16 protein-coding genes are annotated in these 22,175 nt (G+C 69.0%); 11 read left to right on the top strand and 5 right to left on the bottom strand.

Annotated features, from left to right (window positions below):
- Positions 1-9 precede the first annotated feature (9 nt).
- From EDF74_RS15870 to EDF74_RS15855, 4 genes are read left to right on the top strand one after another with little or no spacing between them, the layout of a single operon-like run.
- Complete coding sequence (locus EDF74_RS15870) at positions 10-906, top strand: DUF58 domain-containing protein (protein ID WP_123731017.1); 897 nt, start codon at positions 10-12, stop codon at positions 904-906.
- Positions 903-2,021, top strand: a complete 1,119-nt coding sequence (locus EDF74_RS15865) for a BatA domain-containing protein (protein WP_123731016.1) — start codon at positions 903-905, stop codon at positions 2,019-2,021. Before EDF74_RS15870 ends, EDF74_RS15865 begins: the two co-directional genes overlap by 4 nt.
- On the top strand, positions 2,018-4,180 hold the full coding sequence (locus EDF74_RS15860) for a hypothetical protein (RefSeq protein WP_123731015.1): 2,163 nt from the start codon (positions 2,018-2,020) through the stop codon (positions 4,178-4,180). The genes EDF74_RS15865 and EDF74_RS15860 overlap by 4 nt, the downstream gene beginning before the upstream one ends.
- Positions 4,177-6,009 (top strand): hypothetical protein, encoded by a 1,833-nt coding sequence (locus EDF74_RS15855; protein ID WP_123731014.1) that lies wholly within the window; start codon positions 4,177-4,179, stop codon positions 6,007-6,009. The genes EDF74_RS15860 and EDF74_RS15855 overlap by 4 nt, the downstream gene beginning before the upstream one ends.
- A 33-nt stretch (positions 6,010-6,042) precedes the next feature.
- Here the strand turns inward: EDF74_RS15855 and EDF74_RS15850 are convergent, their stop codons facing one another.
- Positions 6,043-6,513 (bottom strand): hypothetical protein, encoded by a 471-nt coding sequence (locus tag EDF74_RS15850; RefSeq protein ID WP_260232292.1) that lies wholly within the window; start codon positions 6,511-6,513, stop codon positions 6,043-6,045.
- Positions 6,514-6,699: 186 nt separating this feature from the next.
- Here EDF74_RS15850 and EDF74_RS15845 point away from each other — a divergent pair, with 186 nt between their 5' ends.
- From EDF74_RS15845 to EDF74_RS15835, 3 genes are read left to right on the top strand one after another with little or no spacing between them, the layout of a single operon-like run.
- Positions 6,700-9,180: a DEAD/DEAH box helicase gene (locus tag EDF74_RS15845; RefSeq protein ID WP_123731202.1), complete on the top strand. Its 2,481-nt coding sequence runs from the start codon at positions 6,700-6,702 to the stop codon at positions 9,178-9,180.
- The gene (locus EDF74_RS15840) at positions 9,177-10,289 is read left to right on the top strand and encodes a ribonuclease H-like domain-containing protein (RefSeq protein WP_123731013.1); all 1,113 of its coding nucleotides are present in this window, start codon (positions 9,177-9,179) and stop codon (positions 10,287-10,289) included. The genes EDF74_RS15845 and EDF74_RS15840 overlap by 4 nt, the downstream gene beginning before the upstream one ends.
- A gap of 48 nt (positions 10,290-10,337) precedes the next feature.
- Positions 10,338-10,673 carry an I78 family peptidase inhibitor gene (locus EDF74_RS15835; protein WP_123731012.1) on the top strand — a complete coding sequence of 112 codons (336 nt, stop codon included), beginning with the start codon at positions 10,338-10,340 and terminating at the stop codon, positions 10,671-10,673.
- Positions 10,674-10,678: 5 nt separating this feature from the next.
- Here EDF74_RS15835 and EDF74_RS15830 read toward each other — a convergent pair whose 3' ends face one another.
- A complete protein-coding gene (locus tag EDF74_RS15830; protein WP_311316919.1) occupies positions 10,679-12,499 on the bottom strand; it encodes a M56 family metallopeptidase in 1,821 nt (606 codons plus the stop codon).
- A gap of 15 nt (positions 12,500-12,514) precedes the next feature.
- A complete protein-coding gene (locus EDF74_RS15825; RefSeq protein WP_123731010.1) occupies positions 12,515-12,901 on the bottom strand; it encodes a BlaI/MecI/CopY family transcriptional regulator in 387 nt (128 codons plus the stop codon).
- Positions 12,902-13,145: 244 nt separating this feature from the next.
- On the opposite strand from EDF74_RS15825, the gene EDF74_RS15820 reads away from it, so the two are divergent.
- Complete coding sequence (locus tag EDF74_RS15820) at positions 13,146-14,267, top strand: serine hydrolase domain-containing protein (protein WP_123731201.1); 1,122 nt, start codon at positions 13,146-13,148, stop codon at positions 14,265-14,267.
- Here the strand turns inward: EDF74_RS15820 and EDF74_RS15815 are convergent.
- The gene (locus tag EDF74_RS15815) at positions 14,224-15,345 is read right to left on the bottom strand and encodes an SDR family oxidoreductase (RefSeq protein WP_184997331.1); all 1,122 of its coding nucleotides are present in this window, start codon (positions 15,343-15,345) and stop codon (positions 14,224-14,226) included. The two genes, EDF74_RS15820 and EDF74_RS15815, sit on opposite strands and share 44 nt — an antisense overlap.
- A gap of 216 nt (positions 15,346-15,561) precedes the next feature.
- On the opposite strand from EDF74_RS15815, the gene EDF74_RS15810 reads away from it, so the two are divergent.
- The gene (locus EDF74_RS15810) at positions 15,562-15,903 is read left to right on the top strand and encodes a hypothetical protein (RefSeq protein WP_123731009.1); all 342 of its coding nucleotides are present in this window, start codon (positions 15,562-15,564) and stop codon (positions 15,901-15,903) included.
- A 9-nt stretch (positions 15,904-15,912) separates the two neighbouring features.
- On the opposite strand, the gene EDF74_RS15805 is transcribed toward EDF74_RS15810, so the two are convergent.
- Complete coding sequence (locus EDF74_RS15805) at positions 15,913-16,977, bottom strand: DNA topoisomerase IB (RefSeq protein ID WP_123731008.1); 1,065 nt, start codon at positions 16,975-16,977, stop codon at positions 15,913-15,915.
- Between the two features lie 135 nt (positions 16,978-17,112).
- Here EDF74_RS15805 and EDF74_RS15800 point away from each other — a divergent pair, with 135 nt between their 5' ends.
- Both EDF74_RS15800 and gltB read left to right on the top strand, forming a co-directional pair.
- Positions 17,113-17,514: an I78 family peptidase inhibitor gene (locus EDF74_RS15800; protein WP_123731007.1), complete on the top strand. Its 402-nt coding sequence runs from the start codon at positions 17,113-17,115 to the stop codon at positions 17,512-17,514.
- 171 nt (positions 17,515-17,685) lie between these two features.
- Entirely contained in the window at positions 17,686-22,140 is a 4,455-nt protein-coding gene (gene gltB / locus EDF74_RS15795) for a glutamate synthase large subunit (protein ID WP_123731006.1), read from the top strand.
- Positions 22,141-22,175 lie beyond the last annotated feature (35 nt).

Below are 22,175 nucleotides of genomic sequence, written 5' to 3'. Positions count from 1 at the left end.
CCACACGCCGTGAGCCGCAACGCACCGATCGCGATCCCCGCCGATGTCCGCAGCCGCCTCAAGGTGCTGCGGCTGCTGCCACGTCGTGCGCGCGGTGCGCACGGGATCGGCCAGCACGCCAGCCGCAGCCGTGGCGCCGGGCTGGAATTCGCGCAGTACCGTGCCTACGAACCCGGTGATGAGCTGCGCCAGATCGACTGGAAGCTCTACGCGCGCTCGGACCGGTTCTTCGTGCGCGAATCCGAGCGCGAGAGCCCGATCACGGCGTGGGTGCTGATCGATGCGACCGCCTCGGCGGGCCAGCGCGACCGTGCGCGACCGGACTGGTCGCGGCTGGACCACGCCTGCGCCACCGCCGCCTGTCTGGTGGAATTGGCCCTGCAGCAGGGCGACCGCTTCGGCGTGATCGCCATCAGCGGCGAGGGCGTGCAATTGGTCCCCGCTGGGCACGGCCCGCGCCATCGCGACCGCGTGCACCTGCTGCTACGCCAGCTGCAGGCCAGTGGCACGTGGCCGCCGGTCACTTCGCTGGCCCCAGTCTGGGAGCGCGTGCAGGCCGGCGACCTGCTGGTCGCACTGGGCGACGGTTTTGACGAGGCCGGCATCGTGCTGCTGGAACGGCTGGCAGCCGCCCGCCGCGAGGTGCTGCACCTGCAGCTGCTGACCGCCGAAGAGCGCGATTTCCCGTTCACCGACGGCCACCGCTTCCGCGATCCGGAGACCGGTGAAGAACTCCTGGGCGATGGCCGTGCGATCCGTGCCGAATACCTGGCCCGTTTCGATACCGCGCAGCGTGCGTTGCAGGCGCGACTGCAGAGCAGCGGCATCGTGCATGCGACCAGCTATCTCGACCAGCCGCTGGATCAGCCATTGCGGGTGCTGCTTGGTGCGGGAGGCGGCGCGTGAGCCTGCTGTTCCCGCTCGGCCTGCTCGCACTGGCGGCCTGGCTGGTGCCGCTGTTGATCCACCTGGCGCGGCGCCACCAATATGCGCCGCTGGATTTCGCTGCGCTGCAGTGGTTGCGTGCACGGATCCGGCCGCGCCAGCGCGTGCGTTTCGACGAATGGCCGCTGCTGCTGGTACGGCTGCTGCTGCTCGCCGCGCTGGCCTTGCTGCTGGCGCGCCCGGTGCTGCGCGGGGGCGCGGCCGACACGCATGCGGTCACCGTGGTCGCCCCCGGTCTGGATGGCACCGCCCTGCGTGGTCAGGACACCAAGGGCGACTGGCGCTGGCTTTCACCAGGCTTCCCCACGCTGGCCGACGCCGCCCCGCCGTTCCCGCAACCCTTGGCCAGCCTGCTGCGTGAGCTGGACCAGCGCCTGCCGGCCGGCTCCCCGCTGACGGTGTACGTGCCCGACCCGATGTCCGGTCTGGATGGAGAGCGCCCGCGATTGTCGCGCCCCGTGACCTGGCGGCCGGTGCCCATGGCGCCTCCCGCCACACGCGTCGCCGCCGTGCCCCTGCTGCAGATCGGTGGCGGCATCGCCGAGCGCGAGCAGCGCGTACTGGCGGCGATCCAGCGCGCGTGGTCGAACCAACCCCTGTCACCCGCGCGCGCAGCGACCACCGCCCCGGATGATGGGCAGCTCGGCGTGTGGCTCGCCGCCGAGCCGTTGCCGACCGTCTGGCAGGCATGGGTGCAACAGGGCGGCAGCGTGCTGGTCGCATCGGATCCGGCGGGGACCGGTTGGATGCCGGTCCTGCGCGATGCGCAGGGTGCGTCCGTGCTGGAGTACCGCCCGGAAGGGCGCGGTCGTCTGCTGCGCTTCACCGCAGCGCTGTCGCCGCCGGAACTGCCGGCATTGCGCGATCCCGACCTCCCGCGCCAGTTGCTGGGGGTGATCGCGGCGCCGGCCGCCCCCACCCTCGCCCCTGCGGCCACACAGCTGCCGTTGCGTGGCGCCTCCGCACCGCTCCCGGCACCGCGTGAGCTGGCCCCCTGGCTGCTGGCGCTGATCGTGCTGCTGTTCGCGGTGGAGCGCGCGATGGCGACGTCGCCGCGCCGCGGAGCAGGCGCATGAGTCCCACCCTCCAGCGCGGCTGGCAACGTGCACGCCGGCGGCAGTGGTGGATCACCACCGCGCTTGGCGTACCGCTCGCGTTGGCGCTCAGTGCGGTGGCGTGGCGGATCGCAGGGTTCAACGCCTTCACCGTGGTCCTGCTGATGGCATTGCTGATCAGCGTCGGGTTGGCGACCTGGCGCGCACGCCGGCTGGATCGCCAGTGGCTCATTCGGCGCCTGGATGAGCACCCGGTCGCGCAGGACAGTGCCGATCTGCTGTTTGCCGCACCGCAGGCGTTGAATCCGCTGCAGCAACGCCAGCGCGCGCATGTCGACGCGGCACTGCAGTCGCGCCTGCCCGAGTTGCGCCCCCACTGGCCCGGCCGCTGGGTGCTGGCGTCGGCGTTGATGTCGGTGGTGGTGATGGCACTGGCCTTCGGCTGGCCGCGCGGCCAGAACGCGGCGCCGCTGTTCCCCGGGATTGCAGCACCGCCCGCCACACCGGCGCAGCCGCCGCAGCTGCGCTCGACGCGGCTGGAGATCACCGCCCCGGCCTACACCGGCCAGGCCGCGCGCGTGCAGAACGCGCTGGACGGCAAGGTGGCACAGGACAGCCGTCTGCGCTGGTCGCTGCGCTTCACCGCGCAGCCGCAGACGGCTGCTCTGCAGTTCCACGATGGCCAGCGCATCGCCTTGCAACGCGATGGCGACCAGTGGACCGCGCAGTGGACCGCAACACGTCCGGCGCTGTACCGCGTGGTCACCGAACCCACCCTGCGCGACACCCGTCTGTACCGGCTCGATGTGGTGCCCGATCGCCCCCCGGTGGTGCGTGTGATCGCACCGGACCGCAGCCTCGTGCTGGGCACGCCCGGCCAGCGCCAATGGCCGCTCCAGTTCGAGTCCACCGATGACTACGGTGTGGTCGCCACCGCACAGTTGAAGGTCACCCTGGCCCAGGGCAGCGGTGAGAACATCACCTTCCGCGAACAGACCTTCAGCTTGGCCGGCACCGGCCCGGCAACGCAGCGGCGCTTTGCCCGCACGCTGGATCTCGCCGCGCTGGGCGCCACCGAAGGCAACGACGTGATCGCACAGTTGACCGTACGGGATACCCACACGCCCACCGCACAGAGCGCCCAGAGCAGCAGCGTGATCCTGCGCCTGCCCAGTGCCGCGGAAATCCAGGGCACCGACATGGAGGGCATGGTCAAGAAAACCCTGCCGGCGTACTTCCGCAGCCAGCGCCAGATCATCATCGACGCCGAAGCGCTGATCAAACTGCGCGGCAAGCTGCCGGCCGAGGAATTCGTCAAACGCGCCGATGCGATCGGCGTGGACCAGCGCATCCTGCGCCTGCGCTATGGCCAGTTCCTTGGCGAGGAAAGCGAAGGCGGGGCCAAGCCGCCGCCGACCAGCGATACCCTGCCCACCAGTGATGTCCCGGCCAGCACGCACGACGATCATGATCACGATGGCGAGCCTGCGCAGGCCCAGGCCGGTCACGACGATCACGACCATGGGGCGCCGACCGACGGCACAGCCATTGTGTTCGGCAGCGCCACGGATGTGCTGTCCGAGTATGGCCATACCCATGATCACGCCGAGGCCGCCACCCTGCTGGATCCCAAGACGCGCGCCACGCTGAAGGCGGCGCTCGATCAGATGTGGTCGTCGGAGGGCGAACTGCGCCAGGGCCAGCCCGAGCGTGCCCTGCCCTACGCCTACAAGGCACTGGGCTTCATCAAGGAAGTGCAGCAGGCCGAGCGCATCTACCTGGCACGGGTCGGCCCGGAGCTGCCGCCGATCGATGAGAGCCGGCGCATGACCGGCGATCGCGCCGAGCTGGCCAGCCGCACATTGCCGCTGCGGGCACTGGACGCTCCGGACCAGGCGATCGTGGAGGTCTGGCAGCAGCTCGCCGATCCGGCCAGCGCGCCCGATCTGGACGCACTGACCCAGTGGCTGCGGCGCAATGAAGCGCGCCTGCCGGACCCGCTGAGCCTGGCTGCCGCCATCGAGGAGCTCCGCATCGCACCGGACTGCACCGACTGCCATCAGGCCCTGCGCGCGCAGCTGTGGCGTGCCCTGCTGCGGCCGTTGCCGCAGGTCCCTCGTCGCATCGCGCCCGATGCCATGGGTCAGCGCTACCTGGATGCACTGGAGGCCACGCCATGAGCGAACCGCGCTGGATCCTGATCGCTCTGCTTGCCGTGCTGCTGCTGAGCAGCGCGCGTCTGTGCTGGCAGCAGTGGCGTGGACCGGCGCGCACGCACGGCGCGTTCGCCAGCCTGCTGCTGTTGCAGGCGGCGGTGACGACGCTGCTCTACCTGACGCTGGTGCCACCAATGCAGCGCGCCGCCGGGGGTCAACTCACCGTACTGACGGCGGCGGCCGATCAGGTGCGCTGGCCGGCCGAGCCGGGTGAGACCCTGATCGCACTGCCGGAGGCGCCGAACGCCACCGACGCCGACCGCGCTCCCGATCTCGCCACTGCGCTGCGACAGCATCCGGGCAGCACCTCGCTTCGGCTGATCGGTGATGGTTTGCCCGCGCGTGATCGCGACACCGCGCTGCCGGATGACGTCCGCGTTGCGTCGCCTGCCCCACCGCAGGGCTGGATCGCGTTGCAGCCGCCACCGGTCACGGCGCCCGGTGCGGTGTTTACCGTCACCGCGCGTGCCCAGGGGGTCCCGGATGCACGTGCCGAGTTGCTGGATCCGGCGGGTGTGGTGGTTGACCGTGCCACGCCCGGCGAGGATGGCAACGTGCAGCTCGGCGGTGTGGCGCGCGTCCCCGGGCAGAGCACGTTCCGCCTGCGGCTGCTGGATGGCGGGCAGCATGTGGTCGACACACTACCCGTGCCGGTGGACACCGCCGCTGCGACGGCCCCGCGCCTGTTGATCGTCGCCGGCGCGCCGGGCCCGGAACTGAAGTACCTGCGCCGCTGGGCCACCGATGCCGGGCTGCGGGTACAGGCGCAGGCCAACGCGGGCGGTGGCGTATCACTCGGCGATGCACCGATCGCGCTCACCGCTGCCACCTTGGCACAGACCGATGTCGTGGTACTGGATGAGCGCAGTCTGGCCGGGCTGTCGGCCGCGCAACGCAGCGCGCTGCAGCAGGCGATCCGCGGCGGGCTGGGCGTGCTCGTCCGCACCAGCGGCCCGCTCGGCGATGGCGCCCGCCAGGTGCTGCGCAGCTGGGGACTCTCCGTCACCGGCGGCAACCAGGCCGCGCCCCTGTCACTGACGGCCGATGCCGACGCCGCGTTGCTGCAGGCACGTCGTGGCCCACAACGACCCGCATCGGACACCACCGCCTACATCGAGGACGCCGACACCGCCTCGCACCAGGCTGCGCTGCCGGTGTTGGAGCAGCTGCGCCTCAAGGCCACCGATGCCACCGCCCTGCTGCACGATGACAAGGGCGCTGCCGTCGGCGGCTATCGTCCGCTCGGACGCGGCCGCGTTGCACTCCTGCCCGTCACCGACAGCTATCGGCTGGTGCTGGCCGGCCGCGACGATCGCCACGCCGAACTGTGGAGCGGCGTGCTGGCCAGCGTGGCGCGCCCGCTTCCTGCCGCGGATGCGCCACGCATCGGCACCCACACGCCGTGGACCGGCGAGCGCATGGCGCTGTGCCAGCTGGAGGCGACTGCACAGGTGCGTGCACCGGATGGCGCGCTCATCCCGCTGCGGCTTGATCCGGCGAGCGGTACCGAGCGCTGCGCTGGCTACTGGCCGAACCAGCCGGGCTGGCATCAGCTGCAGCAAGGCGAAGGCCGTATCGCGTTCTACGTGTTCGATCCCGCCACCGCGCTGCCGCTGCATCGGCAGCAACTGCGCGATGCGACTTCCCAGCGCCTGGCCACCGGCGCCGCTGCAGCATCGGCTGGCGTGGTCGAGACGCCGGGTGCACGCTGGCCGTGGCTGCTCGCCTTCGTGCTGGCGGCCGGGCTGCTGTGGTGGCTGGAGCGGCGACGGGCGCCGGCAGCGGCGAGCTGACGCGTTCAACTCGGACCGACTACAGGCGATGGGCTATCTGCCCGGCAGCGCCGGGCACCCACCCTGCTGCATACACACCTCCTGCGCACGGCGCCGTTCTTCGTCGGTCAGTTCCGGTGGTGGGCGCGCGGTCGCGGACTGGATCTGATCCGGTCCGCCGGTAAGTTTGTTCACGCCCTGCGCGGCGGCGGCCAGCCCCTTGTTGATACCCATCATCAGATAGCCACCACTCATGCTGACCTGCTCGGGCGAGGGTGGCTCGCTCCAGGTGCGGCTGAAACGGTTCGGCTGCACCTGCACCGGATTCTTGAAGCGGTACAGATCCAGCGGTTCGTCGTCGGGCTTGAGGGCGCGCACCTCGCCCAGCGTGGTGACATCCCCCTGCGTTGTCGCGGGCGGCGGTTCCACCGGGTCTGCTACGGCGCCGGCCTGCTGGGACTGCGCGGCGGCGGCCAGCAGCAGGCCGGTCAGCAGGGCTGCACCTTGATATCCACGTAATGCCACAGCGACTCCGTCCGTGTTGGTTGCGGGCTGGCCTCAAGGATACGGAGGCCGGCGTCAGATTTCGTTGCTGGCAGCTGTCCAGCAGACGCCGGGGGGCACTGAACGATTCACCCCGGCGCAGCGCAATGTCTCAGACATTGAGACGCGGTCATGTTTCCATAGCGTCCTTTGCAGACCGTTGTGACCATGGCTTACGAACTCGCCAAGCGCACCGAGGACGCCGAGCGCCGCCTCGCCACGACCGAAGGGCTGCCCTCGCGCGATGGTGCGCTGCTGACCGCGCGCCTGCAGCGCCGCTATAACGACCGCATCACCGGCAGCTTCACGATTCCCGCCCGCGAGGGCCAGTACGCGCCGATCCCGGCCGATGTGCCCGATGCGCTGGTCAATGCACTGAAGGCGCGCGGCATCGAGCAGCTGTACAGCCACCAGGCCGAGGCCTGGGAGGCCAGCCAGCGGGGCGAGCACGTGGCCATCGTGACCCCGACCGCCAGCGGGAAATCGCTGTGCTACACCCTGCCGGTGGTCAGCGCCGCCATGCAGGGCAAGGCCAAGGCGCTGTACCTGTTCCCGACCAAGGCGTTGGCCCAGGACCAGGTGGCCGAGCTGCTGGAGCTCAACCGCGCCGGCGACCTGGGGGTGAAAGCCTTCACCTTCGATGGCGATACGCCGGGCGATGCGCGCCAGGCGATCCGCCTGCACGGCGACATCGTGGTCTCCAACCCGGACATGCTGCACCAGGCGATCCTGCCGCATCACACCAAGTGGGCGCAGTTCTTCGAGAACCTGCGCTACGTGGTGATCGATGAGGTGCACACCTATCGCGGCGTGTTCGGCAGCCACGTCACCAACGTGCTGCGCCGGCTCAAGCGGATCTGCGCTTTCTACGGCGTGGAGCCGCAGTTCATTCTGTGCTCGGCCACCATCGGCAACCCGCAGGCGCATGCCGAGGCGCTGATCGAAGCGCCGGTCACCGCGATCACTGAATCCGGCGCGCCGACCGGGCCCAAGCACGTGCTGCTGTGGAACCCGCCGGTGGTCAATGCCGATCTCGGCCTGCGGGCCTCGGCGCGCTCGCAGAGCAACCGCATCGCCCGCATCGCGATCAAATCCGGGCTGAAGACCCTGATCTTCGCGCAGAGCCGGTTGATGGTCGAAGTACTGACCAAGTACCTCAAGGACATCTTCGACCACGACCCGCGCAAGCCGGCCCGTATCCGCGCCTACCGCGGCGGTTACCTGCCCACCGAACGGCGCGAGACCGAGCGGGCGATGCGCGCCGGGCAGATCGACGGCATCGTCAGTACCTCGGCGCTGGAGCTGGGCGTGGATATCGGCAGCCTGGACGTGGTCATCCTCAACGGCTATCCGGGCAGCGTCGCCGCGACCTGGCAGCGTTTCGGCCGCGCCGGCCGCCGCCAGCAACCCGCACTGGGCGTGATGGTGGCCAGCTCGCAGCCGCTGGACCAGTACGTGGTGCGGCATCCGGACTTCTTCGCCGAGGCCTCGCCCGAGCATGCGCGCATCGCGCCGGACCAGCCGCTGATCCTGTTCGATCACATCCGCTGCGCCGCCTTCGAGCTGCCGTTCCTGGCCGGCGATCCGTTCGGTCCGATCGATCCGCTGGTGTTTCTCGAAGCCCTGGCCGAGACCGAGGTGGTGCATCGCGAAGGCGACCGCTGGGAGTGGATCGCCGACAGCTACCCGGCCAACGCGGTCAGCCTGCGCTCGGTCGCCGATGGCAACTTCGTGGTGGTGGACCGCAGCGACGGCAAGCAGCAGATCATCGCCGAGGTGGATTACTCCGCCGCCGCGCTGACGCTGTATGAAGGCGCCATCCACATGGTGCAGTCCACCCCCTACCAGGTGGAGCGGCTGGATTGGGAAGGTCGCAAGGCCTACGTCACCCGCACCCATGTGGACTACTACACCGACAGCATCGACTTCACCAAACTCAAGGTGCTGGACCGTTTCGACGGCTGCATCGCCGGGCGCGGCGACTCGCACCACGGCGAAGTGCACGTGGTGCGCCGCGTGGCCGGCTACAAGAAGATCCGCTATTACACGCACGAGAACATCGGCTACGGCCCGGTCAACCTGCCCGACCAGGAGCTGCACACCACTGCGGTGTGGTGGCAGTTGCCGCAGGCGCTGCTGCTGACCGCGTTCGACAGCAAGCAGGAAGCGCTGGACGGCTTCCTCGGCGCCGCCTACGCGCTGCACATCGTCGCCACGGTGGCGGTGATGGCCGATGCGCGCGACCTGCAGAAGGCCGTCGGCAATGGCGATGGTGCGTGGTTCGCAGTGGCCGACCAGAGCGGACGCGGGCAGCTGCGCGGTGCCGAGTTCGATGCCAGCGCGATCGAGCTGCAGCAGCAGTTCGTGCCGACGGTGTATCTGTACGACAACTTCCCCGGCGGTGTGGGCCTGAGCGAGCCGCTGTGGCTGCGCCAGGCCGAGCTGCTGCTGCGCGCGCGCGAGCTGGTGCAGGGCTGTGACTGCAAGGCCGGCTGCCCGGCCTGCGTGGGCCCGGTGCTGGCCGGCCAGGAGGACGATGCCACCACGCCCAAGGCGCTGGCGTTGAAGGTGCTGGATCTGTTCGACAGCGCCGCGCTGCCGTCTGCTGAAGAGCCGGAGCGCCAGAGCGCCGAGGTGGTGACCCCGTGAGCCTGAGCCTGGACAAGCTGCGCCTGCTGCGCCGGCAGGCCGGTGATGCGACGGCGGCGCCTGCCTCTGGTCCGGCCATCGCCCCTGGGCGCGGATCCGCTGCCGCTGACACGGGCGCTCCCGGCGACACGGGCAACGCTCCGCTTCCGGCCGCCGCCAACGATGCACGTGCGCGTACGCCCGCACCGGCCTCCGTCTTCGGCTGGGTCGAGCAGGAGATCCGCCACAAGCCAACCGGCGCGGCCGCACGCGAGACCGCACCGGCAGTTCCCGCTGTTCCTGTTCCCGCGCCCGCGCTGCGCAAACCCGAGATCGGTGGCCTGCGCCGTCTGCTCGGCCTGCGCGATCGCGGGCTCGGCACGGCCACCCCGCGCGAGAACGCCAAGGATCGCCATGTGCCTGGTGAGGAGATTGCGCCGGGCCTGTTCCTGATCGAATCGTTCGTTACCCAAGCCATTCCGACCGAACCGTTGTCGCTGGCCTTCGCCAAGCGCGACGGCGAGCAGGTGCAGCCGCAGGACCTGCTGTTCTTCGATACCGAAACCACCGGCCTGGCCGGCGGCACCGGCACCCGCGCCTTCATGATCGGTGCCGCGGACTGGCATACCCATCCCGAACGTGGCGACGGCCTGCGCATCCGCCAGTTGCTGATGACGACGATGGCCGCGGAAACCGCGATGCTGCGCGAGTTCGCCGGCTGGCTGCAGCCGAGCACGGTGTTTTCCAGTTACAACGGGCGCTGCTACGACGCCCCGTTGCTCAAGACGCGCTATCGGCTGGCCCGGCAGCGCTGCCCGATCACGCCACTGGATCACGTCGATCTGCTGTTCCCGACACGCCGCCGCTATCGCGGCACCTGGGAGAACTGCCGGCTGGCCACGATCGAACGCCAGCTGCTGCAGATCGTGCGCGAAGACGATCTGCCCGGCTCGGAAGCGCCGGCTGCGTGGCTCAACTACCTGCGCGGCGGCAGTGCGGTGAACCTGCGCCGGGTGGCCGAGCACAACCACCAGGACGTGGTGACCCTGGCGCTGCTGATGCGGCGACTGGTGGCCGAGGAACAGCGCGACCGGGAGACCCTGGCGCTGCAGGCCATTGACGCGGTGTAAAGGCCGGCCCACGGACACTGCGGGTACTTCCCGTGGGAGGACCACCACATGCGTCTGAACCTTCTGTTCGCCCTGGGCTGCGCCCTGCCGCTGGCCTCCTGCAGTCCGCCGGCCAAGACCGCCTCGACGCCGCCTGACAGCCCGACCTCGACCGCCCCACCCGCGGTGGCTGGCAGTGGCGGTCAGTGCGACCCAGAAAAACTCACCGGCCTGACCGGGCAGACCGCCACCGAGGCGGTGATCCAGAAGGCGGTGAAGGACAGCGGTGCCCGCAATGCCCGCGTGCTCAAGCCGGGCATGGCGATGACCATGGATTACCGCGAAGACCGCCTCAGCATCGAAGTGGACGCGCAGAACAGGATCGTGCGCGCCAACTGCGGGTGAGTTGATCAGTTGCGCACGCGCTGTGCCTTGCCGCTGGCCAGGGCCTGATCGATCGCGGTGCGCACGTCGCGCACCGCACGTGCCGAGGCCACACTCTGCTGCTGTGCCAGACGCGCCTGTTCCTTGCCCAGTTCGGCCTGCTCACGCGCCACCAGCGCGATCTGCCGGGCATCCACCGCCCTGGCTGAGGCGGTACGTGCTTCGCGTGCGGCCTGGCTGGCAGCCGACGCCGCTGCACGTGACTGGCGAGCCCCCTGGCGGGCCGCCCGGTCAGCCTCGACAGCGGCATCCAGACCGGCATCGCGGATCGCGCTGTTGACCACCGCGCTGACATCCACCGCGGCCATTGCATCGGCCGTGATCTGCAACGATGCCGCCGCGATCTGTTGACCGATCGCCGCTTGGCGGTTGCCCAGTTCGGCCTGCGCGGTTCCCAGCGCGGCCACTTCCGTCTGGGCGTGTCCCAGCGCCTTGAGCACGGCGGGATCGCGGATCAGATAGCGGTCCTGGCCGCGACGCACCCACAGCGCCGGTTGGTTGTTGCCGGCGTCGCGTCGGGCCTGTTTGAGATCGGCGACGGAGGCATCGACGAAATTGCTCTCGCCGCCGATCAGCACGAAGGCCTGCGCGGGTTGACGCGTGATGTTGAGTTGACCGTGGGTCACAAAGCTCACGTCGTCATCCAGGGCCTCGGGCGGTGCCGGTGCGCGCGGTGCAGCAGGGGGCTGCGGGGCGGATACCGGCGGTGGCGCCGGCAGCGGCTCGGGTAGCGAGGCCGGTGGCGTGGGTGGGGTGGGCGCGGTCAGCGCGACCGGTGCCTGGGGTGCGGCCGGCGGCGGCGGCGCAGCCACCAGACGCAACGGCGCAACGCCAATCACCACGAACAGCGCGGTGATCGCCAACGAGGCCACACGCGGCACGCTGCGGGTCTGCTGCAGCGTCAGCAGGCGACGCTTGAGGCTGCGCAGGTTCGGCGAGGCGCTGGCCACGCCGACGGCGGGACGAGGCGCCACACCCAACTGCACCAGCAGGCGACCGTAGTCATGGCGGCAGTGATCATGCCCGGCCACCACCGCACCATCGCAGGCCTCTTCGCGCGCCAACGCATATTCGCGGGCCGCCACGTGGACCAGCGGATGGAAGAAGAACAGATGCTGCGACAGCGCTGGCAGCAACCCCCACCACAGGTCACGGCGCTGCAGATGGATCAGTTCGTGGGTCAGCGCCATGTCCAGATCGTCCGCCGACATCATCGGCAGCTCGCGGGCCGGCAGCAGCAGCACCGGCCGCCACGGGCCGATCAACTGCGGCGACCGGATCTGCGCGGAGAGCTTCAGCTGCGGTGAGCGCCGCAGGCCATGCGCTTCGGCGGCCAACTGCAGCGCCTGCTGCAGGCCGGCGTTGGTGCACTCGGTGGCGCTGCGCACCAGCGCGCGGCTGGCGCGGTAACCGCGCAGGCTGTGCACCAGCATCAGCAGCACACCGGCAGCCCACACGGCCAGCAGCAGCAAGGGCCAGGAGGCTGTGATCGTCGCCGTCTCGACCGCATTGGCGGCGTACGTGACTGGCGCGGCCTGCACGGCAGCGTCGAACGCGGGCAGCGCCATCGCCGGTGCCGTCACTGCCGCCGGGGCCGGCAACACCGCCAGTTCCAGCGGGCTGCTCCAGAGCAGGCCCAGCACGGCCTGCGCGGCCACCAGCCACCACAGCCGGCAACGGGTGGCGGACGGCAGCTGCGGCAGCAGCCGGCACACGCCCCACACCAGCGCCACCAGCACCGCACTCTGCAGGCTGGTCCAGCCCAGCCGCATCACCACTTCACTCATCATCATGTCCATCACTCAGCCCTCCCGCTTGCGTGACTGCAACTGTGCGACCAGCGCTTCCAGCTCGGCCAGTTCCTGATCGCTGACGTCCACCTTGTGCGACATGAACGCCACGAACGGCGAGACCGAGCCCTGCAGTGTCTTCTCCACGAAGCTGGCCACGGCGCCCTGCACCACGCTGTCCTGACCGCTGGTGGTGGCGTAGCGGTAGACGCCGTCCACCTGCTTGCGGCTCAGATAGGACTTGGCGCGCAGGCGCTCCATCATGGTCAGCACGGTCGAGCGTGCCAGCCCGCGCGGCTCCCCGAAGCCGATGGCGACTTCCCCGACACTGGGGCGGTCCCGTTCCGCGATGTACTGCAGCAGGGCCAGTTCCTGGTCCCCGATGGTCTTGCCGCGCATGGCGCACTCCCTATGACTACACGTGTCGCTACCGTGCCAGTGACTACAGGTGTCGTCAAGTGCCGGAGGATCCATGCCGACGAACGGTAGGCGGGACGCGCCGGCCACGTCGTGCATCTTGAACCTGTGCCTTAAACCTTTTCGCCCCGGCACGCATCCAAGCCTTTGACCTGCGGCATTCCGCCCTGGCATCGCGCCCTCTTCGCAAAGGACCCGCCGCATGCGTCCCACCCATCGCGTGATCATGATCGTTGCCCTGTTGTTTCCTCTGGGCGTGCACGCGCGAGCCGGCAACGTGGAGACCGCCAACCAGCAGACCCGGCAGTTGATCGGCCAGACCATGGAGGCCCTGCGCATTCCCGGCCTGCAGATCGCCGTGGTCAAGGACGGGAAGGTGGTGCTGTCCGAAAGCCGTGGGCTGGCCAATGTCGAGAACCAGTTGCCGGCCACGCGCACGACGCGGTTCCCGCTCAACTCGGCGACGAAGTCCTTTACCGCAGTGGCAATGATGCAACTGGCCGAGGAGGGCAAGATGGATCTTGATGCACCCATGTCGACCTACCTGGCTGATCTGCCCGAGGCATGGCGCAGCGTGCGTGTCCGTCAGTTGCTGGCGCATACGTCGGGGCTGCCTGACATACTGGATGCGCAGGGCCTGCTCGGCGGCGGGACCGAGGCGGCCGCCTGGACCGCCGTGACGCAACGCCCCGTAGACGCTGCTCCCGGCGCGCGCTTTACCTACAACCAGACCAACTACCTGCTGCTGGCACGAATCATCGCCGCACAGTCCGCGATGCCGTACGACCGGTACGTGGCCACGCGCCAGTTCGATGTGGCCGGGATGCCGTCATCCACGTTCGGCGACAGCTACGATCTGATCGCCAACAGCGCCACCATCTACAGCTGGTTCCCGCGCCGCACCGATGCGCCGGACGCCCCGCCACGGCTCTCGCACTGGTTCTACGACATGCCCCCCGGGCTGTGGGCTGGCGGCGGCATGCTGACCACTGCCGACGACGTCGCCAAGTGGCTGGTCGCGTTGACCGGCAACCGCTTGGTCAACGCCGCCAGCACCCACCGGATGTGGACCCCGGAACGACTCAATGACGGCAGCGACGGCGCATGGGGGGCCGGCTGGGCGTTGCTGCAACGTGCACCGCAGCGCCAGGTGGCCGGCATGGGCGGTGCACGCTCAGCGTTCATCGTGTACCCCGACGAGGGACTGGCCATCGTGGTGCTGACCAACCTGGTCGGGGCCAATCCGCAGACCTTCATTCCGCAGATCGCCGCGTTCTATGGTGCCGGCACGCCGGCGCCGTCTGTCAGCCGCGCGGGCCGCCCATCACCGGCAGGATCACGCCACTGATGTAACTGGCGGTGATCGGGGAAGCGAGGAAGACGTAGGCCGGCGACACTTCTTCCGGCTGGGCCGGACGGCCCATGTCGCTGTCCTGGCCGAACTCGGCTACATCCGGCGCCTTCTTGTCGGCCGGATTGAGCGGGGTCCAGACCGGGCCCGGGGCGACCGCGTTGACCCGGATGCCGCGTGGCAGCAGCTGGCTGGCCAGCGCCTTGGTGAAGGCATGGATCGCACCCTTGGTCGCCGAGTAGTCCACCAGCGATTTGCTGCCGAACAGGCCGGTTTCCGACCCCGTGTTGATGATGCTGGCACCTTCGCCCAGGTGTGGCAGCACCGCGCGCGCCATCTGGATGTAGCCGCCGATGTTGGTCTGCAGGGTTTCCTGCAGGTGCTCGTCCTCGAGGTCTTCCAAGCGGTCGCAATGCAGCTGGAAGGCCGCGTTGTTGACCAGGATGTCGACACCACCGAATGCTTTGACGACCTGTTTGACGGCTTTGTTGCAGAACGCCGGGTCGCGCACGTCGCCCGCGATCACTACGCAGCGGCCGCCTTCCTTCTCGACGTGCTCGCGGGTGATCTTCGCGTCCTTCTTTTCATCCAGATGCAGGACGGCGACATCCGCCCCTTCGCGGGCGAACAGCACGGCCACCGCGCGGCCGATGCCCGAATCCGCACCGGTGATGATGGCGCGCTTGCCCTTGAGTTTGCCGCTGCCCTGGTAGTCCGGCGCGAGGAAGCGCGGGGCCAGCTGCATCTCGTGTTCGTTGCCGGGTTTGGCCAGCTGCTCGGCCGGCATTTTCTCAGGCTGGCGACGCGTGCCGGCCTGGGTGGCCTTCTTGGTCTTGGACGTGGCGGCCTTTTTCGCCGCACGTGCGTCCTTGGCCTTTTCCTGGTCCTGCAGACGGCGCTGGCGGGCCGCCACGCGCGCAGCGCGCGGATCGGCGGCGGCGGCCTTGCGGGTCGCGGTTTTGACGACCGGGGTACGGGTGCGCGGTTCGGCCGCCGCAGCAGCCGCCTCCGCCGGACGCGGACGCTTGCGGGAGGTGGGGGTCTTGGTGGTCTTACGGGTTTTGGCCGTGGCCATGTTCGACTCCTGTTGCCGGATCAGATGCGTGGATCTCACGCGGGCGCATGTTCGTCTGTTCGTCGCGGCGATGGCCGCCGTGGAAATGCGCAGCCCCACTATGGTCAACCCGGCGGCCAGGGACGGTGAATGGAGCGTGCCCACACCGTGTAGAGATTCATGCGCCGCATACGGCCACCGATGCACCCTGAGCGTAATTCCCATGGAGTGCGTCGCATGCTTCGTTACCTGTCCGCGGCTGTGGCCGTCCTTGCTTTGTCCGCCTGCAGCAGCACCCCCATCGCGCAGGTCCAGCCGATCGACGGCGTCATTTCCGGCCAGTGCCACGTGGACAAGGTCCGCGGCGCCGTAGGCCTGGCAGCATCGCAAGCCACGGTCGAGCGTGCCCGCGTGGACAGCGACAGCTTGCAGGTCATCGTCGTGCGCAGCGAGCGTGCCGCAAGTGGCGCCACTGCCAGTGGCGCGGCCAATCCCACCCCGGGGGCAGAGCAGGGCGGCGAACGGCTGACCATCGAAACCGGTCGTACCAACAACATCACCGCCCTCTACTGCGGCTGACCGCTGCGCTTATCCCGCGCGGGCACGCCGGACGGTGCGCCGCGCGGCTTTGAGTACTTTCAGCGTGGCCAGTTCCCACTGGCGCTCGCCGCGCAGGCCGGCGAGGGCCTTCAATGAGCCGGACCGCCAGCCATCGAAAACGCAAGGATCGATGTAGGCCTTGCGGCACACCGACGGTGTGTTGCCCAGCAGGTTGGCGACTTCGCATACCACCTGTTTCTGCAATGCCGCCAGCGCGCGCTCACTGGAGGGCTCGGGCAATTCGGTCGCGGCAAGCTGACGGATCGCCTCCAGCGTACCGCCCCAGGTGCGGAAGTCCTTGGCGCTGAAGTCCTCGCCCATCGCATCGTGCAGATAGTCGTTGACCATGCCCGAGTCCACCGGTTGCACCGCGCCATCGTCATCGCGGTACTGGAACAGCGCCTGGCCGGGCAGCTGCTGGCAGCCCCGGATCAGCTTGACCAGTTCGCGGTCATCCACATCCACCTCATGCGCCTGCCCGGACTTGCCCCGGAAGCGCATCTGCGCCCGGCCGCCCTTGACCAGCGCGAGGTGTCGGTTGCGTAGCGTGGTCAGCCCGTAAGAGCGGTTGTCACGTGCATAGACTTCATTGCCAACGCGCACCAGCGTCTGTGCCAGCAGCGCCACCACGATCGCCAGCACCTTGTCGCGCGGGAAGCCGGGCAGCTTCAGATCGCGGCGCAGGCGTCGGCGCAGCGTGGGCAGGGCGGTACCAAAGGCAATGATGCGATCGAACTTGCCATCGCCCCTCACCCGCGCCCAATCAGCGTGGTAGCGGTACTGCTTGCGCCCGCGCGCATCCCGGCCAGTGGCCTGCAGATGGCCGTTGGGCAGTGCGCAGATCCACACATCGGTGTACGCCGGGGGGATCGCCAGCGCGCGGATCCGGGCCAGGGTGGCGGCATCGCGGACCGCCGCACCATCGGCATCCCGGTAGGCAAAGCCCTTGCCGGCCTTGCGGCGGGCAATGCCCGGCAGTTCATCGCTGACATAGCGCAGGCCGGCCTGGCGGGCGGCGGCGACTTCGGGGGTGGCGGTGCGGCTCGGGCTCATGAAGGCGGCGCGTATCAGGGGAACGCAGTGTCGCCGGTGCCGGTGCGGCACCGCGTCAATAACGCAACACAAACACCTCACACCGCGCTTGGCGATATCCTCCAACGTTTACTGGCTCGCTTTTCAGGAGTATCGATGTCGCCTCTGTCGTCCCGCCGCCTGCGGCGCTCTTTCGGGCTGATCGCCCTGTTCCCCGCCCTGCTGGTCCTAGGTGCGTGCAGCGCCCCGCCCATGGACGAGCAGGAAGCGGTCGCCACCAACGCACAGAAGGCGGCCGAAGCCGCCGCCGCGCCCACCGATGAAGCTGGCAAGGCGCTGGAAGCGCCACCGGTCGGCAACTGCGATGCCACCCAGGTGCAGAGCCTGGTCGGCCAGCCCTACACCGAGCAGATCGGCAGCCAGGCCCAGCAGGATGCCGGCGCCACCACCTTGCGCGTGCTCAAGCCGAATGACATGACCACGATGGATTTCGTGGGTGAGCGGTTGAACATCGAAGTGGACGGCAAGAACGTGGTCGCCAGCGTCCGCTGCGGCTGAACAGGGGGCGGGAAAACACTGGAAACATAGGGGTTTGGTTGCGCCTGCAACCGTGTATTGCGGCGTTGCAACAACTGTGATCTAGTCGGGTCATCCGGTGCCTCGACCCGCGCTGCAAGGACTGAGCGGGGACGAGTGTCGCCGCTCACCTGACATCGCATCGAGGCACAGATGGCCCCCCGCAACCGCCAAGGGCTTTACGACCCGCAAGATGAGCGAGATGCCTGTGGTTTCGGCATGGTCGCCCAGCTCGACGACCAGCCGTCACGGCTGCTGGTCGACACGGCTATCGCCGCACTCTCGCGCATGACCCACCGCGGTGGCGTCGCCGCCGACGGCGTTACCGGCGACGGCTGCGGCCTGTTGCTGCGCCGCCCCGACGTGTTCCTCAAGGCGCTTGCCGCCGAGGCGGGCCTCACGCTTGGCGCGCGCTTTGCCGCCGGCGTGGTGTTCCTGCCGCACGACACCGCTGCCGCACAGGCCTGCCGCGACACGCTGGAACAACAGCTGCGCGACGCCGGCTGCCAGCCGATCGGCTGGCGCGTGGTGCCGACCGATCCCAGCGTGTGCGGCCAGCTCGCACGCGACACCCTGCCGCACATCGAGCAGGTGTTCGTCGACGCCGGCGCCGCGCAGGACGAGGCCGCCTTCACCCTGGCCCTGTTCCTGGCCCGCCGCCGCAGCGAACAGCAGCTGCGCGAGCACGCCGATTACTACGTCACCACGCTCAGCCCGAATGCGATCAGCTACAAGGGCATGGTGCTGCCGGACAAGCTGAGCCGCTTCTACGTGGATCTGCAGCGCAACGACCTGGCCTCCAGCGCGATCGTGTTCCATCAGCGCTTCTCCACCAACACGCTGCCGCGCTGGCCGCTGGCGCATCCGTTCCGGATGCTCGCCCACAACGGCGAGATCAACACCATCGAGGGCAACCGCCGCTGGGCGCAGGCGCGCAGCAAGGTGTGGAAGACCCCGCGCTTCGACATCGGCGAGTTCAACCCGGTGATCTCCATGCATGGCTCGGACTCGCAGAGCCTGGACAACATGCTCGAGCTGATGGTCAGCGCCGGCATGGACCTGATCCAGGCGCTGCGCATCCTGGTACCGCCGGCGACCCAGTCGCTGGAGTTCAAGGATCCGGACCTGGCCGCGTTCTACGAGTTCTACGGCCTCAACAGCGAGCCGTGGGACGGCCCGGCCGGGATCGTGGCCTGCGATGGGCGCTATGCCGCCTGCACGCTGGACCGCAACGGCCTGCGCCCGGCGCGTTGGATGCTGACCTCCGACCGCCACTTCCTGGTCGCCTCCGAAGCCGGTGTGTGGGAAGTGCCGGCCGAGCGCGTGGTGCGCAAGGGCAAGCTCGGCCCAGGCGAGATGATGGCCATCGACCTCAAGCGTGGCGACCTGCTCGATTCGGACGCCATCGACCGCATCAACCGCGGCCGCGCGCCGTACAAGCAGTGGCTGCAGCAGGGTGTGACCTACCTGCAGACCGAGCTGATCGATCCGTCGCTGGTGGAAGAACCGTTCGACGAGCGCACCCTGCGCAGCTATCACAAGCTGTTCCAGCTCAGCACCGAGGAAGTGGAGCAGATCCTGCGCCCGCTGGCCGAGACCGAGCAGGAAGCCACCGGTTCGATGGGCGATGACACCCCGATGGCGGTGCTGAGCCAGCACAGCCGGCCGCTCTACGATTACTTCCGCCAGGCGTTCGCGCAGGTCACCAACCCGCCGATCGATCCGCTGCGCGAAGACTGCGTCATGTCGCTGTCCACCCAGCTCGGCAAGGAGACCAACATCTTCCATGCCGGTGCGGAGACGGTGAACCACGTCATCCTCAACTCGCCGGTGCTCAGCCAGCGCAAGCTGCGCCAGCTGATCAAGATGGAGCAGTACGCCGACAAGAACCGGCTGATCGATCTGTCCTACAGCCTGGACGAAGGCCTGAAGGCCGGCATCGAGCGCATCTGCGCCGAGGCCGAAGCCGCTGCACGCGAAGGCATCGTCATGCTGCTGCTGAGCGACCGTTACCCGGTGGCCGACCGGCCGATGGTGCATGCGCTGCTGGCCACCAGTGCGGTGCATCACCACCTCTCCAACGCGGGGCTGCGCTGCGACGTCAACCTGATCCTGGAAACCGGCACCGCGCGCGATCCGCACCACATGGCCTGCCTGCTCGGATTCGGTGCCACCGCGGTGTACCCGTACCTGGCCTACCAGACCCTGTTCGACCTAGGCCGGCGCGGCATCCTGCAGCTGAGCAAGGGCGGCGAGCAGTCGCAGATCGGCCGCCGCTACCGCAAGGGCATCTACAAGGGCCTGTCCAAGATCATCTCCAAGATGGGCATCTGTACCGTGGCCAGTTACCGCGGCGCGCAGCTGTTCGAGATCGTCGGGCTGGATGACGAGGTGGTCGACCTGTGCTTCCCCGACACCGCCTCGCGCGTGGCCGGCGTCGGCTTCGCGCGTCTGGACGACGAGGCGCGCGAGCTCACCGTGCGCGCCTGGAACGACCTGCTGCGGCCGGATGTGGGCGGCGTGCTGAAGTACGTGCACGGCGGCGAGTACCACATGTACAACCCGGACGTGGTCATGACCCTGCAGCGCGCCGCGCGCAGTGGTGATGCCGCGGACTGGCAGCGCTACTGCGAGGCCGTGCACGGCCGCCCGGTCTCGGCGCTGCGCGATCTGCTGCAGCTCAAGGCTGCGCCCACGCCGACCCCGTTGGACGAGGTGGCCCCGGCCGAAGACCTGTTCCGCCGCTTCGATACGGCGGCGATCAGCCTCGGTGCGCTGTCGCCCGAAGCGCACGAAGCGCTGGCCATCGCGATGAACCGGCTTGGCGGCCGCAGCAACTCCGGCGAAGGCGGCGAAGACCCGGTGCGCTATGGCACCGAGAAGCGCAGCAAGATCAAGCAGGTGGCCTCGGGCCGCTTCGGTGTCACCGCCGAGTACCTGGTCAATGCCGAAGTGCTGCAGATCAAGGTCGCGCAGGGCGCCAAGCCCGGCGAAGGCGGCCAGCTGCCCGGGCACAAGGTCAACGAACTGATCGCGCGGCTGCGCTATGCCAAGCCGGGCATCGGCCTCATCTCGCCGCCGCCGCACCATGACATCTACTCCATCGAAGATCTGGCCCAGCTGATCTACGACCTCAAGCAGGTCAACCCGACCGCGCTGGTCTCGGTGAAGCTGGTCAGCCATGCCGGTGTCGGCACCATCGCCGCGGGCGTGGTGAAGGCCGGTGCCGATCTGATCACCGTGTCCGGCCATGACGGCGGCACCGGTGCCAGCCCGGTCAGCTCGATCCGCTATGCGGGCGTGCCGTGGGAGCTGGGCGTGGCCGAATCGCACCAGGCACTGGTGGCCAACGACCTGCGCGGGCGCACCCTGCTGCAGACCGATGGCGGCCTGAAGACCGGCCTGGATGTGATCAAGGCCGCACTGCTGGGTGCGGACAGTTTCGGCTTCGGCACCGCGCCGATGATCGTGCTGGGCTGCAAGTACCTGCGCATCTGCCACCTCAACAACTGTGCCACCGGCGTAGCCACCCAGGATGAGCGCCTGCGCGCGCAGTACTTCACCGGCCTGCCCGAGCGCGTGGAGAATTTCTTCCGGCTGCTGGCCGAGGAAGTGCGTGGCTGGCTGTCCTACCTGGGCGTGCGCTCGCTGGACGAGATCGTCGGCCGCACCGACCTGCTGCAGCAGCTGGAGGTCTCCCCGCGCCCGGGCGTCAAGGTGAATCTGTCGCGCCTGCTCAACCCTGCCGGGTACGCCGGCAGCCACTGCGCCGCGCAGCGTCTGTATGAATCGCCGGACAGCCTGGCCACGCAGATGGACGGCCTGCTGGCCCCGGCGATCGCCGGCAAGCTCGGCGGCGAACACCGCTTCCTGATCCACAACACCGACCGCTCGATCGGTACCCGCCTGTCCGGCGAGATCGCGCGCACGCACGGCAACCAGGGCATGGCCGATGCACCGCTGACCCTGCGCTTCCGTGGCACGGCCGGGCAGAGCTTCGGCGCGTTCAACGTGGGCGGCCTGCAGCTGGAGGTCGAGGGCGAGGCCAACGACTACGTCGGCAAGGGCATGGCCGGCGGCCGGCTGGTCGTGCGCCCGCCGCGTGGCGCGCGCTTCGAGGCGCGCAACACTGCCATCATCGGCAACACCTGCCTGTACGGCGCCACCGGTGGCGAACTGTTCGCCGCGGGGCGTGCCGGCGAGCGCTTCGGCGTGCGCAACTCCGGCGCGCTGGCGGTGATCGAAGGTGCCGGTGATCACTGCTGCGAATACATGACCGATGGCATCGTGCTGGTGCTGGGCAAGGTCGGGCTCAACTTCGGCGCCGGGTTCACCGGCGGCCTGGCCTACGTGCTGGATATCGACCGTGATTTCGTGGACCGCTACAACCACGAACTGATCGACATCCACCGCATCTCGGCCGAAGGCTTCGAGAACCATCGCCAGCACCTGCATACGCTGATCAGCCGCCACCGCGAACTGACCGGCAGCATCTGGGCGCAGCAGATCCTCGATGAGTTCCGCGATTACGTCGGCAAGTTCTGGCTGGTCAAACCCAAGGCCGCCAGCATCGAATCGCTGACCGACTCACTGCGCCGCGCCGCGTAAGCGCGGAGAAGCGCCGGTAACGACCGGCGCCTCGT

It is taken from the genome of Stenotrophomonas rhizophila (assembly GCF_003751305.1).
GTDB classification, from domain to species: Bacteria; Pseudomonadota; Gammaproteobacteria; order Xanthomonadales; family Xanthomonadaceae; genus Stenotrophomonas; species Stenotrophomonas rhizophila_B.
Note: the sequence above shows the minus strand (reverse complement) of the source record. Positions and strands in the feature narration are given on the sequence as shown.

Coding starts and splice junctions, on each gene's coding strand:
- EDF74_RS15845 (WP_123731202.1), top strand. CDS start 6,700: ATGGCTTACGAACTCGCCAAGCGCACCGAGGACGCCGAGCGCCGCCTC.
- gltB (WP_123731006.1), top strand. CDS start 17,686: ATGGCCCCCCGCAACCGCCAAGGGCTTTACGACCCGCAAGATGAGCGA.
- EDF74_RS15830 (WP_311316919.1), bottom strand. CDS start 12,499: ATGAGTGAAGTGGTGATGCGGCTGGGCTGGACCAGCCTGCAGAGTGCG.
- EDF74_RS15800 (WP_123731007.1), top strand. CDS start 17,113: ATGTCGCCTCTGTCGTCCCGCCGCCTGCGGCGCTCTTTCGGGCTGATC.
- EDF74_RS15860 (WP_123731015.1), top strand. CDS start 2,018: ATGAGTCCCACCCTCCAGCGCGGCTGGCAACGTGCACGCCGGCGGCAG.
- EDF74_RS15835 (WP_123731012.1), top strand. CDS start 10,338: ATGCGTCTGAACCTTCTGTTCGCCCTGGGCTGCGCCCTGCCGCTGGCC.
- EDF74_RS15815 (WP_184997331.1), bottom strand. CDS start 15,345: ATGGCCACGGCCAAAACCCGTAAGACCACCAAGACCCCCACCTCCCGC.
- EDF74_RS15825 (WP_123731010.1), bottom strand. CDS start 12,901: ATGCGCGGCAAGACCATCGGGGACCAGGAACTGGCCCTGCTGCAGTAC.
- EDF74_RS15820 (WP_123731201.1), top strand. CDS start 13,146: ATGATCGTTGCCCTGTTGTTTCCTCTGGGCGTGCACGCGCGAGCCGGC.
- EDF74_RS15805 (WP_123731008.1), bottom strand. CDS start 16,977: ATGAGCCCGAGCCGCACCGCCACCCCCGAAGTCGCCGCCGCCCGCCAG.
- EDF74_RS15855 (WP_123731014.1), top strand. CDS start 4,177: ATGAGCGAACCGCGCTGGATCCTGATCGCTCTGCTTGCCGTGCTGCTG.
- EDF74_RS15810 (WP_123731009.1), top strand. CDS start 15,562: ATGCTTCGTTACCTGTCCGCGGCTGTGGCCGTCCTTGCTTTGTCCGCC.